This is a genomic window from Thalassospira lucentensis, assembly GCF_050516545.1.
GTDB classification, from domain to species: domain Bacteria; phylum Pseudomonadota; class Alphaproteobacteria; order Rhodospirillales; family Thalassospiraceae; genus Thalassospira; species Thalassospira lucentensis_C.
This window is the reverse complement of the sequence record NZ_CP191544.1, coordinates 885,324-899,077: the sequence shown is the minus strand read 5'-3', so window position 1 is coordinate 899,077 and position 13,754 is coordinate 885,324. Positions and strand designations below refer to the sequence as shown.

Genomic DNA, 13,754 nt, shown 5'->3' with positions numbered 1-13,754 from the left:
CGGTGTTAACTACACACGCCCCGCCCCTATTCGACGGTTTGCGCCATGTCGTTTTGATCAATCTCGGTTGGTCTTGGCGTTTCCGGGTCTTCCTTGATCTGTTCAGGAACCTTGTCAGCCTGTTTTGGCGTATCAAGCAATTCGCCAACGATAATATCCAGAACGACATGGCGGGTTTTCTCAAGCTCGATCAGGCGCTCGCGCATGCGCACCGGCCACCCGCCATCGGCCGGAACAACCAAAAGCCGATCATAATCAAGAAACAGCCCCAACCGTGCCATCAGATCGTTCAATGTTAGCCGTGACAGATTGCCTGACAGCAACCAGCGATGGTTTTCCGAACGGTCAATCAGCTTTTCCCGCCGCAAGGCCGCCAAGGCCCAATTTAAATCACGCCCGCCCAGTTTCAACTCGCGCAGCATACGACGATAGGTTGGTGGCTTCGTGGCATGATGGAAACCGTTTTGCAGATATTCCAGAACCCGAAGAACCGCGATAATCCGTTCCATATGGCCGGGAACAGCACCGCGTGGATCGGGGATCAGTCCGGCTGCGCGTGCCGCCCGCCATTCAGATCGTGCTGCGGCAACCTGTGCGCCAAGCAGGATCACAATCCAAGTCAGATACATCCACAAAAGAAAGATCGGAACAACGGCCACTGCACCATAAATCGTCTGATAGGTCGGGAAACTTGTGACATAGAAGCCAAATCCCTTTTTCAGGGATTCGAACAAGACTGCCGCCACCAAACCACCGACAAAACCATCAAGGATTTCAACAGACCGGTTGGGCATGCCGATAAACAGCAATGAAAACGCCGCAGCTGACAGCAAGAACGGCGCAAGGAACGTCAATTGCCCGATTTGTGTACCAAGTACATCGCCACCAACCATGTGACGCATGGCAAAGATATAGGATGCCAGCGACAGGCTAAGCCCCAGCAACATCGGCCCAACGGTCAGAAGCGTCCAAAAGACGACAAGACGCGATAGCAATTTGCGCGGGCTTGTGACGCGAAAGACATCATTCATCGCCCCTTCAATCGCGCCAAGCAACATAACCGCGGTCAGGCCCAGAACAATGGTGCCAATCGCCGTCATCTGGCCGGTATTTTGCAGGAAATTTCCAAGGTATTCTGTGACTTGTTCGCCGGTTTCGGGCAAAAAGTTATTTAAAACAACGTCCATGATTTGATCTTTGAACTGATCAAAAACGGGAAATGCCGACAGCACCGTCAAGGCAACCGCAAGGAACGGAACCATCGCCAAAAGCGTCGTATAAGACAGTCCAGCCGCACGTTGTATGGATTTGTCATGTATAAAACGCATAAGGGCATAGCGCCAGAATGCGGTTCGATCCGCGATCAATTTGTGAAATTCGACCATTAAACGCTTATCCCCGCGCATTTTCCGGTTATACTGCAATTGATCAACAGGATAGCGTGCCCGCACACGTTATAACAGGCCAGATTGACGTTGGCCTTGCTTTGTGTAGGATGCGCCCAATGACTAATAGCTCCTGTGCCGGTCGCGGCTTTAAGTGAATGCCTCCACCTGCCAGAGAGAGATCGTGGGAACGAGAGGGAATATGAGCCTGTCCACCGAAAACATTTCGGGCCTGATGGCCGGTAAGCGCGGCCTGATTATGGGCGTCGCCAACGACAAGTCGATTGCTTGGGGTATTGCACGCGCTGCTGCGAATGCTGGTGCCGAAGTTGCTTTTACCTATCAGGGTGAGGCACTTGAAAAACGTGTGCGCCCATTGGCGGAGTCTGTTGGCAGTAACATCGTCTTGCCATGCGACGTAACCGATGCAGCAAGCATCGATTCCGTTTTTGACGCGCTCAAGGAAAAATGGGGCAAACTCGACTTTGTCGTCCACGCCATCGGTTTTTCCGACAAAAACGAATTGCGCGGTCGCTATGTCGACACCTCGCTTGAAAACTTCACGATGTCGATGAACATCTCGGTCTATTCCTTTACCGCTGTTGCCCAGCGCGCGGAAAAGCTGATGACAGATGGTGGGTCGCTTTTGACCCTGTCCTATTACGGGGCAGAAAAAGTCATGCCGCATTACAACGTAATGGGTGTTGCCAAAGCAGCCCTTGAAGCCAGCGTGAAATATCTTGCCAATGACCTTGGCCCGGATCGCATCCGCGTCAACGCAATTTCGGCTGGTCCGATGAAAACGCTTGCCGCTTCGGGTATTGGCGACTTCCGCTATATCCTGAAATGGAATGAGTTTAACTCGCCTATGCGCCGCAACGTCACCCTTGATGATGTTGGTGGTTCGGGGCTGTACTTCCTGTCTGACCTGTCAACCGGTGTGACCGGGGAAACCCATCATGTCGATTGCGGCTATCATACCGTTGGCATGAAACAGCCAGACGCACCTGACATCAATGTTCAGAAATCCTGATCTGAGCATAGAATGATTTTGCGGGCTGCTCTGATGGGCGGCCCGCTTTGTTCTCTTTAATATTGAATTCTGGATTATCGGTTATGGCTGGCAACAGTTTTGGAACGCTCTTTCGCTTTACCACCTTTGGCGAAAGCCACGGCCCGGCAATCGGCTGTGTCGTTGACGGGGTTCCCCCGCTGCTTGATCTGTCTGAATCCGATATTCAGAGTTTCCTTGAAAAACGCAAACCCGGTCAGTCGCGCTTTACCACCCAGCGCCGTGAACCTGATCAGGTCAAAATTCTTTCGGGCGTGTTCGAAGGCAAAACCACCGGAACCCCGATTGGTCTTCTGATTGAAAATGTCGATCAGCGGTCCAAGGATTATGGCGAGATTAAAAATCAATTCCGCCCTGGTCATGCCGATTACACCTATTGGGAAAAATACGGCACACGTGACTATCGTGGCGGCGGACGTTCATCGGCCCGCGAAACAGCAATGCGTGTTGCTGCGGGTGCGATTGCCCGTAAAATTCTGGGCGATGACATCAAAATCCGCGCAGCCTTGGTCAAAATGGGCACCAAGGAAATTAACCGCGACAACTGGGACTGGGATGAGGTTGATAACAACCCGTTCTTCTGCCCGGACGCAAAAGCCGTTCCGGTCTTCGAAGAATATCTTGATGGCTTGCGCAAGGATGGCTCATCGGTCGGTGCTGTAATCGAAGTCGTCTGTTCGGGCGTTCCGGTTGGGCTTGGCGATCCGGTTTATGATAAACTTGATGCCGATCTGGCCAAGGCCATGATGACGATCAATGCGGTTAAGGGTGTTGAAATCGGCAATGGCTTTGAAGCGGCCGAACTGACCGGCATTGAAAATGCCGATGAAATGCGCCTTGGTAATGATGGCAAACCTGTCTTTGGCTCAAACCATGCTGGTGGCATTCTGGGTGGCATTTCGTCGGGTCAGGATGTTGTCATCCGTTTTGCGGTCAAACCAACCAGCTCGATCCTGACCCCGCGCAAAAGCATCGATATCTACGGCAAGGAAGTCGATGTCGTCACCAAGGGTCGCCATGACCCGTGTGTTGGCATTCGCGGGGTTCCGGTGGGCGAAGCCATGGCTGCCATCGTTCTGGCAGATCATTTATTGCGCCATCGCGGTCAGTGCGAAGGTTGGAACACCAACAAGCATTTTCCAAGCTAGAGCACCCACCGACTGAAATCCTGTCACAACCGGGTTGGTGCCACGTCGTAGAGGCATGAACCCGATCATGCTCAAAACCCTGATGACACTTGCCGCCTCCAACAACAAATCCGCACGCAGCGGATCAGTTGGCGAGGACGCGCAACTTAAAAACCGAACGGTCCTGTATCCGGACGAGACGGTTGACCTGCCCGAATGGGGCATTGCGGGCCTGCCTGCGATGATCCTTGGCGCAGCGCCGCAAACCTGTCTGTTCGTCAGCGACCTTAGCACCGATAGCACTGCTGACGAGAACAACGACAGTGACGACAGCGATGAAAGCAGCGAAGTCAAAACGGCCGATATCGCATCGTTCTCCCTCACCCTGAAATGCCCGCCGGATGCGCAAAGCAGCCTGAAATCACGCACCATTGTCTGGCAACTCGCAGCCCCCGTTTCCGGATATCGTGACATTCAAACAAGTGCCAATAGTGCCAGCGTGCGCGCGCCGGTGATCAAAACCCGCATGGTCTTGCATGGCATTGATCGGGATGTTGATATCGGCCTGCTTGAAATGGCCGGGCTGGAACAACCGCTTTTGATTGGTCAGGACACTTTGGGCGATAAATTCCTGATCCGCCCCGACCGGGCCAAAACCGACAAAACCCCGAAATCCCCGGCGGTCGACCTTAACCCTCCCCCGTCACAGAACACCCCAAAAACGGCACCTGCTGACAAGTCACCGGCACAAAGTGCTGAGGATGCAAAACCAACGGATGCCACTCAGCCAACGGTAACATCCGATGAGACTGACCAGACCACGCAACCCGATACGTCCAGCCCAACAGACGACAAACCCAACGCTGCCGACACAAGCGAAAACGAGCAAACTGCAACCACTCCGTCAAGTAGCCCCGATGAAACAAAAGACAGCAACGAAACGGCAGCCCAAACGGGCGCGGTCACAACACCGGCACCTGCAGAATCGGACGCACAACCGAGCGTAAACACATCTGATCAGCCACCACCGGCAGATACGGCCAGCAACCAAGCGACAGCCCCCGACGCAACGACGCCCGCAGCAGAAGCAACAACAACAGAAACAACGCAGCCCCCTGCAAACACCGAATCGGCAAACCCAGAGGCCAGACCGGAAACGGCACCAGCCACTTAACGGCCGAACATCCAACTCCCTCCCGAACCAACTGCGCCGCCCTGTCCCCGGGGCGGCGCCTTTGTAGATGCTAGTGGCTTTTCCGGCACACAGACTTGCCACGTCAGCGTTTTGCGATATCTCTAGGGTTAGGGTTTAAACAGAATGTCCCTTGCAACGGGGAAGGATGCGGCATTGATGTCACCCAGAACGGATCTATCGTTATTGTCGCGACGCGCGGTTCTTAAGGGCTGGCTTGCCGCGGGGTCTGCTGCCATCGGAAGCACGATCCTGGCCCCGGTTGCACAGGGAAATGACGCCAAACTGCCTGCCACCCCCAATTGCGGGACCGACAGCGGCCCGACACGTTCAAGCACCGAAGGCCCCTTCTATAGCGACAATCCACCTGAAAAGCGTGATTTCCGGCCCGATGCCAACGGAACACCCATAACCTTGATCGGTTTTGTTCTGACCACCAATTGCCTGCCGGTTGCCAATGCGATTGTCGATCTTTGGCATGCCAATGCCGATGGCGACTATGACAATCGCGGTTTCCGACTGCGCGGTTATCAGAAGACTGATGCACTGGGCCGCTATTACTTTGAAACCATTCGCCCGGCCGAATATGGCGGCCGCACGCCCCACTACCACGTAAAGATTCACACACCACCGGACAATACCCTGACCACCCAGCTTTACTTTCCCGATGAACCGCGCAATGAACGGGACTTCCTGTTCAATGACGCGCTTATGATGAAAATCGAAAAAGCCAGTGACGGGGAAATTGGCCGGTTTGATTTTATCCTGTCCTGACAGCACTTTGGCCAGCCCACCGCATTAGGTCCCTCCCTGCCCAATCATGTCACTTATCGCCAAGCTTTGATCTGCCAACACTCGGCAGATCAAGTGTTTGCATGTCCAGTTCATGTCCGGATAACGACATTTCGTAGAAATTTATCCTTGAAACCTGAGATGTCTCGCGTTAATGTTAACAAAGTTAACATAAGAAAAACGAGATGCGAGCTTATGGGGAAATACCATCACGGTGACGTCCGTAATGTGCTGCTGGAAAAAGCAGAAACCATCCTGACCAAGGAAGGCCCGACCGGCCTTTCCCTGCGCCGACTGGCCCGCATGACCGGGGTTTCAGAAGCAGCACCTTATCGTCATTTTGACGGTAAGGATGGCATTTTAGCGGCAGTGGCGATTTCCGCCTTTGAACGCTTTGCCGAACAGCTTGAAGCCGTCGCAGAGGCCATCGAAAGCCACGAAGAACGCATCATGAAACTGGGGGCCGCCTATGTCGCCTTTGCGGTCGAGCATCCTCAGCATTTTCGCCTTATCTTTGGCCGCGAACGCCCGCCCCTTGATCAATACCCGGAATTACGCGATGCGGCTGATAACGCATTCGACGTGCTTCAACGCGCTGTGACCTCGGTAGACCGCAAAGCCGACATGACCCTGACCGAAGCCGCCACCGCCTATAACCGGGCCTTGGCCGCCTGGAGCCGCGCACACGGCATTGCGATGCTTGTGATTGATGGCATGATCGTGCCACCTGCCGATCAGGACCTTGGAAGCTTTGTTCTTGGCCTTCTTGAAGAAGACCTGACCGCACCGACCGGAGCATAGGCCCTTAAACGACGGCACCATTCTCCCCTCACCCTAATCTGCTGTCTTTCAGGCGGGACCATCTGATGGAATATTTCACTGTTAAGTTCATTCACGTTCTTGGTGTCGTCCTTTTCCTTGGCAATATCATTGTATCCGCCGTCTGGAAAATGCAGGCCGACCTCACCAAAAACCCGGTGATTATCGCCTTTGCCTGTCGCTTGGTGAACATGACCGATTTGCTTTTTACCGCCCTTGGCTCGGCACTGATTGTGATTGGCGGCATTGGATTGTTTCATGCAACAGGCATTGCTCTTACCGATGCGCCACATCTGACAATCAGCATCAGCCTGTTTGGCATGGCAGCAGTCCTTTGGATTACCGGATTGCTTCCGCTGCAGATTTACATGTCCAAGCTTGCAGAACGGGCCGTCAATGAAGGTGAAACCGAAATGCCGCAAAGCTATGAGAAATGCCGCAAGCTTTGGAACATTATCGGGATCACAGCGGTTCTCCTGCCGATGGGTGCACTTTATTTCATGATCTATCGTTAGGGAATCGGACGTCCCCCAGACATATCGGCAAACGTTCCACCATGCGGAAAGACGTTTTATCTGATTGATCACTCTTTGGCAGGGCCCATAAGATGCCGCCAACTTAATTTAACCATCCCTTGGGAGACGTCCTATGCTGACCATCAAACGCCTGTCGATTGACGATGCCTATATCCTGATTGAAGGCGCACGCAACCGTGCCACTGAAATCGGCATTCCCATGTGTATCGCCATCACCGATGAATCCGGGGTTTTGATCGCCTTTGAACGCATGGATGGCGGCAAGGTCACCAGCACCACGATTGCACAGGACAAATCCTTTACCGCATCAGGTGCGCGCAAAGCGACCCACGAATATGCCGCCGCCGCACAGCCGGGCAAACCGGCTTATGGCATCGATTCCGAGATTGGTGGTCGACTTTCCATCGTTGCCGGTGGCCTTCCGGTCTTTGTTGACGGTGAATGTGTTGGTGGTATCGGGGTTAGTTCCGGCACCCCGCCACAGGATCAGGATTGCGCACAGGCCGGGATTGATTTCTTCATGAAGAAAATCGGCAAGTAAGCTCTAAGCAGGACCTCGGAAATTGGCCTATATTCAGGCCGATTTCCGCCCGCAGATCAAAAATTCCACATTGCCTTCTGGCCCGGTAATCGGGCTTTTGGTGATGCCCAAAACTTCCCAGCCCGGCAAACTGCCAAGCCATTCGGAAATCGTGTCGCAGACTTCTTGATGAAGCTCCGGTTCGCGAACCACGCCTTTTTTACCAACCCGTTCTTTGCCGACTTCAAACTGCGGTTTGATCAATGCGATCACATGCCCGCCATCCTTTACCCGCGCCAAACTGGCCGGAAGAACGGTGCGAAGGCCAATGAAACTGGCATCACAGACAACGATATCAATCGGATCAGGAATATCTTCTTCGGTAAGGTGACGGGCATTGGTTTTTTCCATGACGATCACGCGATCATCATTACGTAATTTCCAATCAAGCTGCCCCTGCCCGACATCCACGGCAAAAACCTTTGCCGCACCGTTTTGCAACAAGACATCGGTAAAGCCACCTGTTGATGCGCCAACATCAACACCGACAAACCCGGTGACATCAATTGCAAATTCGGCCAAGCCCTTTTCAAGCTTTAACCCACCACGCGACACCCATGGATGCGGTTGCCCGCGCACGGTAATTGCAATGTCTTCTTTGCACTGCAGTCCGGGCTTATCTAGCCGCTGTTCGCCGCTAAAGACATTACCCGCCATTATAAATGCCTGCGCCTTGGACCGGCTTTCCACCAATCCACGCTCCACAAGCAACTGATCTAAACGTTTCTTTGCCATGACTGCGTTTTAGCGCACCATCGAAAAAAGGTCACGTGCTTTAGGACAGGTTTTTGAAGGATAAATCAGCTCGCCAAAGGCTCCAGATAGCCGCGCGGGACAATGGCCAGAAGATCATTAAGGGCCTCGCCCTGAACCGCGACATGCTGATGCATTAAGGTCCCTGCGGTGTCGGCTTCGCCGTTTGCGATGGCACTTAGGATATCGGCATGTTCATTGTTTGAACGCTTCACACGTCCCGGACGATGAAGTTGTAGACGACGATAAGGTGCAAGGCGGTTGCGGACGTTTTTGGTCTGACGTTCAAGGAAACTATTGCGGCATCCGGCATAAATTGCTTCGTGGAAACTTACATTCGCCTCGTAATAGGCATCCGCATCAGAATGTTCCTGAAGCGCACTGCATTCATTGGCCAGTGCAATCATATTATCAATATCAACACGCGGCATCCGACGCGCAGCAAGACGTGCGCACATGGCTTCAAGTTCCGCCATGACTTCGAACATCTCGATCAATTCCCCCACCGTGATAGATGCAACAATGGTTCCGCGCCGTGGCATGGTTGCGACAAGTCCGGAACTGGCAAGCGTTTGTAAAGCTTCGCGCACGGGAGTCCGCGAAACTCCGAACCGTTCGCTCAGCGAACGTTCGTCAAGCTTGTCCCCCGGTTTAAGAACACCGGTCACAATGTCGCGTTCAAGTTTTTGCACCAAATCGGTGGCAAGCTTTCCAGTCTGCGCCATAAACGCCCTCATTTCGCATCCATTTACTGGTATACCAGAACACATTATCTGGTACTGATCAAAGCCTTTTCCTCGCTGCTTCGCACTGTTTTTGTATTGCGCTGCAAAAGTTCAGTCGCAGTTTCCCAATATGTGTAGGCAAATACTGATGATACGTCTTGTGGCACTGCAAAACGCATTTCTGGTATACAAAATTGCATAGACAGCATGCCAGAAATCTGTAACGCTTTCATCCAATGCGAAAACCGCATCAATAAAAAGACGCGTAAAAGCTTTTAAATGTGCCTCTAAAACACATGCTTCATCCGGGAGGAAAAGATGAAGACTTTCAAGAAGACCCTTACGGCGTCCGTCGCCGCCATTACCATGTCTGTTGCTGCTTTTGGCATGTCTGTATCGGCACAAGCCGAAACACTGAAGCTGTCGCATCAGTGGTCAACCAGTGACATCCGTCACAAAGTTGCACAGATCGTTGCCGACGAAGTCAAGGCCGCCAATGTCGATCTGGAAATTCAGATTTTCCCGTCAGGCTCCCTGTTCAAGGCGAAGGAACAGTGGACCCCGATGACACGTGGCCAGCTTGATATGATTGTTTACCCGCTGGCATATGCCGGTGGTCGCGTACCAGCCACCAACCTGACCTTGATGCCAGCCCTGGTTAAAAACCACGACCATGCAAACCGCATCAACGAATCTCCGTTCATGGAGAAAATTGAAGAACTCCTGCACGAAGACGGTGTTGTCACGGTTGCCAAAGGCTGGCTCGCAGGTGGCTTTGCATCGACCAAAGGCTGCATCCGCAAGCCTGCAGACGTAAAAGGCCTGCAGATTCGTGCGGCAGGTAAATCCTTTGAGCAGATGCTTGAAGGCGCAGGCGCATCGATCGCTGCAATGCCAAGCTCGGAAATCTATCCAGCAATGCAAACCGGCGTTCTTGACGCGACCAACACAAGCTCGTCTAGCTTTGTTTCCTATCGTATCTACGAACAGGTAAAATGCTATACTCCGGCCGCAGGCAATGCTTTGTGGTTCATGTATCAGCCGGTTCTGATGTCGAAGAAAAGCTATGACAACCTGAACGACGCACAAAAAGAAGCGTTGGCAGCAGCTGCGAAAAAGGCAGAAGCCTATTACACCGCAGAAGGCAGCAAGCAGGATTCTGACAGCATCGCAGTCTTTAAAGAAAACGGTGTTGAAATCGCAGAATTGAGCGACGAGGACTTCGCCGAATGGCAGAAACTTGCCATGGAAACTTCTTATAAGAAGTTCGTCGAAGAAACCCCGAACGGTCAGGAACTTCTTGATATGGCACTTGCCGTCAAGTGATCCGTCCGTGATGTGATTTGATGGTGGTGCCGGACGATCCGGCACCACCCCATCATTTCCCAAAGACTATAAACAAACAGAACAATACGGTTCCGTCAGAGGAGTACGCGCGTGTCGAACGCCATGTCCCCGCACACACTTCCGATTGATCTGCCCGATGATTTCGCGCAGACACCAAGTGCGTCGCATTCCGTTAAATCCGATATGCCGCCCCCACCGGATGTCGAGCCGATCGATCCGCAAGATGCACAGGCAGAAGATCGTAGACGACCGCCCAAAGGGCCGCTTGATACGTTCATTGCCACCATTCATTTTGCGTCAAGAGTTTGCGGCGTTGCCGCTGCTGCGATGTTTGCCTTGGCAATGCTGGTCATTTGCCAGTTGGTCTTCATGCGCTATGTGCTGAATGCCTCCACCGTCTGGCAGACCGAAGCTGTTATTTTCATGATGATTGGCGCCACACTTGTTGGCCTGCCATATGTTCAGTTGATCCGCGGGCATGTGAATGTCGATCTTTTGCCGCTGTATCTTAAAAGCACGGCCCGCATGACACTGGCCGTTGTGACCTTGCTATGTGGCATGGGGATCAGCGCCCTGTTTGCCTTCTATGGTTTGGAATTGGTTGTCGAGGCATTTGAAGGTGGTTGGCTTTCCGAAACCATCTGGGCTGTGCCTTTGTGGAAACCATATGCTGCTTTGCCCATCGGTTTTGGTTTGCTGTTTTTACAGTTCCTTGCCGATTTCCTGTCCCTGATCACCCGCCGGTCGACGCCGTTCGATCTGCGTGACGACGCATTCTAAGGAGGCCGCACCATGGATCCCTTGCTTCTTGCGGCCATCGTTGGCATCGCAACCACTCTTGTTCTGTTTTCTGGCATCCCTGTTGGCATCGGCCTTCTACTGGTAAGCCTTGGCTTTATCATCGTCTTTGATGGCACCGGTTCTTTGCCGCTTCTGCCAGAAATCCTGTTTGGTAAGCTTGAAAGTTTCGAAGTTCTCGCCATCCCGATGTTTATCCTGATGGGGGCGGTTGTTGCCTCCTCCCGGGCGGGGGGAGATCTTTATTCCGTGCTCGATCGCTGGTTGACCCGCGTTCCGGGTGGTTTGGTGATTTCAAACCTTGGCGCCTGTGCAATTTTCTCGGCCCTTTCGGGTTCCTCACCTGCAACCTGTGCGGCCATTGGTAAAATGGGTATCCCGGCAATGCGTGAACGCGGCTTCCCCGATACGGTTGCGGCCGGATCAATTGCCGCAGGCGGCACACTTGGCATTCTGATCCCGCCAAGTGTCACCATGATTGTCTATGGTATCTCTACCGAAACATCGATCGGGCGTCTGTTCCTTGCCGGTCTGTTGCCCGGACTAATGTTGACGGCACTGTTCATGGCCTGGTCGCTTTATTCGACCTGGCGTCAGGGCAATGCGCAAGGCGCGCTCAGTGCTGTCAAATATAGCTGGAAGGAAAAATTTGAAATCCTTCCACGTGTGTTGCCATTCCTTGTCATCATCGGTGCGGTTTTGTTTGCCCTTTATGGCGGCGTTGCGACCCCGTCCGAGACGGCTGGCGTTGGTGCCCTGTTCTGCCTGATCACAGCGATGATTGTTTATCGCATGTGGAAGCCGGGACAGCTGTGGAACGTCATGCGCGACACCACCAAAGAATCGGTCATGATCCTTCTGATCATTGGTGCAGCGGGCCTGTTTAGTTACATGCTGTCATCTTTGTTCATTACCCAGTCGATTGCACAGTGGATCTCGATGCTGGATGTCAACCGCTGGGTCCTGATGGGCTTCATCAATCTGTTCTTGCTGATCAGTGGCTTCTTCCTGCCACCGGTTGCCGTGATCCTGATGAGTGCGCCGATCCTGCTTCCGGTGATCATTAATGCCGGATTTGACCCATACTGGTTCGCCGTCATCCTGACCATCAATATGGAAATCGGCCTGATCACACCCCCGGTTGGATTGAACCTGTATGTGATTAACGGGATTGCCCCGGACATCCGTCTGCAAAGCATCCTGAAAGGTGCGATGCCCTATGTGATGTGCATGGTGGTTGCCATTATCGTTCTTTGCTTCTTCCCGCAAATCGCGACCTGGCTTCCTGAAACGGTTATTGGAGGACGCTAATGTCAGGCATTTCTGTCAGAAGCTGGATTTCAAGTATTGCCGACCGTGGTCGGGAACTCCTTGATCTGCCAATTTCCACCCCGCAGGAACCCTTCACGCAACTGGTTGCCATGTGCAAAGACCTTGTTTCGCAAAAGGGCGAAGCAAGGGGCACGGCAGTCGCCCGTGAAGTGGTCCGCCTGTGGGAAAACCTGCCGGAAAAGGATCATCTTCGCTTCTTCCAGATGATCCAGAATGACTTTAGCGCAAATCGCGCGACCGTCATCAAGGCAGCCGAAGCATTCGCCAAAGACCCGTCAGAACCCAATCTGGCGGTCCTGACCCACGCATCGGAACCTGTGCGTCAGGAACTGTTGCGCCGGATCAACATGGCCCCGAACGGGACGCGGGCAATTGTCGATATGCGCGAAACACTGGTTGGTCTTTTGAAAACCAATCGTGATCTTGAACCATTGAATGCCGATATGCAGCATCTGCTGACCAGTTGGTTTAACCGTGGCTTTCTCGAACTTCGTCATATTGATTGGGATACATCCGCCGCCGTTCTTGAAAAACTGATCCGCTATGAAGCAGTTCATGAAATTCAGGGCTGGGATGATTTGCGTCGCCGTCTGGCAACGGACCGGAAATGCTTTGCCTTCTTCCACCCGGCCATTCCCGATGATCCGCTGATCTTTGTTGAAGTCGCATTGGTGCATGGTTTGGCGGACAGTGTTCAGGCCCTTCTTGCGCCGGAAATTGACGAAAAAGCACCGAAGACAGCCAAGACCGCGATTTTCTATTCCATTAGCAACTGTCAGGCCGGGCTTAAGGGGATTTCATTTGGCAACTTCCTGATCAAACAGGTCGTCGAAGAACTCAAACGCGAATTCCCGCAGCTTAAAGAATTCGCCACCCTGTCGCCAATCCCGGGCTTTATGGGCTGGTTGCGCACCCGTCAGAAAAGCAAGGCCGATGACGCCGATCTTGCGGGCGAGGTTCTTGAAGGACTAAGCAACGAAGATTGGATCAACGATCCGGAAAAGGTCGAAGCCCTGCGCAAGCCGACGGTTGCCTTGTGTGCCACCTATCTTGCGACATGTAAGCGCGGCAAATCGCCACTTGATCCCACCGCACGGTTCCATCTTGGCAATGGTGCACAGCTTGAACGGCTGAACTGGTTGGGTGACACATCGGACAAAGGTCTGCGCCAAGCCGGTGGCATGATGGTCAATTATGCCTACCACCTTGACTATATTGAGAAAAATCACGAAGCGCTGATGAATGACGGAAAGGTTGCAACATCGAAATCCGTCGCACAGCTTGCCGGTATTTAAG

At 53.0% G+C, this 13,754-nt stretch carries 14 protein-coding genes; 11 read left to right on the top strand and 3 right to left on the bottom strand.

Annotated features, from left to right (window positions below; all coding sequences use genetic code 11):
* Positions 1-26: 26 nt before the first annotated feature.
* Positions 27-1,385 (bottom strand): YihY family inner membrane protein, encoded by a 1,359-nt coding sequence (locus ACQ0MK_RS04110; RefSeq protein WP_430474936.1) that lies wholly within the window; start codon positions 1,383-1,385, stop codon positions 27-29.
* A 202-nt stretch (positions 1,386-1,587) separates the two neighbouring features.
* Here ACQ0MK_RS04110 and fabI point away from each other — a divergent pair, with 202 nt between their 5' ends.
* From fabI to ACQ0MK_RS04075, 7 genes are all read left to right on the top strand, one after another.
* The gene (fabI, locus tag ACQ0MK_RS04105; RefSeq protein ID WP_430474935.1) at positions 1,588-2,418 is read left to right on the top strand and encodes an enoyl-ACP reductase FabI; all 831 of its coding nucleotides are present in this window, start codon (positions 1,588-1,590) and stop codon (positions 2,416-2,418) included.
* A gap of 83 nt (positions 2,419-2,501) precedes the next feature.
* The gene (gene aroC / locus ACQ0MK_RS04100; protein ID WP_430474934.1) at positions 2,502-3,605 is read left to right on the top strand and encodes a chorismate synthase; all 1,104 of its coding nucleotides are present in this window, start codon (positions 2,502-2,504) and stop codon (positions 3,603-3,605) included.
* 67 nt (positions 3,606-3,672) lie between these two features.
* Positions 3,673-4,758 (top strand): hypothetical protein, encoded by a 1,086-nt coding sequence (locus ACQ0MK_RS04095; RefSeq protein WP_430474933.1) that lies wholly within the window; start codon positions 3,673-3,675, stop codon positions 4,756-4,758.
* Positions 4,759-4,935: 177 nt separating this feature from the next.
* A complete protein-coding gene (locus tag ACQ0MK_RS04090) occupies positions 4,936-5,550 on the top strand; it encodes an intradiol ring-cleavage dioxygenase (RefSeq protein WP_430474932.1) in 615 nt (204 codons plus the stop codon).
* A gap of 213 nt (positions 5,551-5,763) precedes the next feature.
* Entirely contained in the window at positions 5,764-6,369 is a 606-nt protein-coding gene (locus ACQ0MK_RS04085; RefSeq protein ID WP_350047113.1) for a TetR/AcrR family transcriptional regulator, read from the top strand.
* Positions 6,370-6,434: 65 nt separating this feature from the next.
* Positions 6,435-6,902 carry a DUF2269 family protein gene (locus tag ACQ0MK_RS04080; protein ID WP_430474931.1) on the top strand — a complete coding sequence of 156 codons (468 nt, stop codon included), beginning with the start codon at positions 6,435-6,437 and terminating at the stop codon, positions 6,900-6,902.
* A 133-nt stretch (positions 6,903-7,035) separates the two neighbouring features.
* Positions 7,036-7,464, top strand: a complete 429-nt coding sequence (locus tag ACQ0MK_RS04075; protein ID WP_430474930.1) for a GlcG/HbpS family heme-binding protein — start codon at positions 7,036-7,038, stop codon at positions 7,462-7,464.
* A gap of 33 nt (positions 7,465-7,497) precedes the next feature.
* Here the strand turns inward: ACQ0MK_RS04075 and ACQ0MK_RS04070 are convergent, their stop codons facing one another.
* Both ACQ0MK_RS04070 and ACQ0MK_RS04065 read right to left on the bottom strand, forming a co-directional pair.
* The gene (locus tag ACQ0MK_RS04070; protein WP_430474929.1) at positions 7,498-8,238 is read right to left on the bottom strand and encodes a TlyA family RNA methyltransferase; all 741 of its coding nucleotides are present in this window, start codon (positions 8,236-8,238) and stop codon (positions 7,498-7,500) included.
* A gap of 65 nt (positions 8,239-8,303) precedes the next feature.
* Positions 8,304-8,981: a GntR family transcriptional regulator gene (locus ACQ0MK_RS04065; protein WP_430474928.1), complete on the bottom strand. Its 678-nt coding sequence runs from the start codon at positions 8,979-8,981 to the stop codon at positions 8,304-8,306.
* 318 nt (positions 8,982-9,299) lie between these two features.
* On the opposite strand from ACQ0MK_RS04065, the gene dctP reads away from it, so the two are divergent.
* From dctP to ACQ0MK_RS04045, 4 genes are all read left to right on the top strand, one after another.
* Complete coding sequence (dctP, locus tag ACQ0MK_RS04060) at positions 9,300-10,307, top strand: TRAP transporter substrate-binding protein DctP (protein ID WP_350159505.1); 1,008 nt, start codon at positions 9,300-9,302, stop codon at positions 10,305-10,307.
* 111 nt (positions 10,308-10,418) lie between these two features.
* A complete protein-coding gene (locus ACQ0MK_RS04055) occupies positions 10,419-11,108 on the top strand; it encodes a TRAP transporter small permease (RefSeq protein ID WP_350043904.1) in 690 nt (229 codons plus the stop codon).
* Positions 11,109-11,120: 12 nt separating this feature from the next.
* Positions 11,121-12,437 (top strand): TRAP transporter large permease, encoded by a 1,317-nt coding sequence (locus ACQ0MK_RS04050; RefSeq protein WP_430474927.1) that lies wholly within the window; start codon positions 11,121-11,123, stop codon positions 12,435-12,437.
* Positions 12,437-13,753, top strand: coding sequence for a malonyl-CoA decarboxylase (locus ACQ0MK_RS04045; RefSeq protein ID WP_430474926.1), 1,317 nt, complete (start codon positions 12,437-12,439; stop codon positions 13,751-13,753). Before ACQ0MK_RS04050 ends, ACQ0MK_RS04045 begins: the two co-directional genes overlap by 1 nt.
* The last annotated feature ends 1 nt before the right edge of the window (position 13,754 follow it).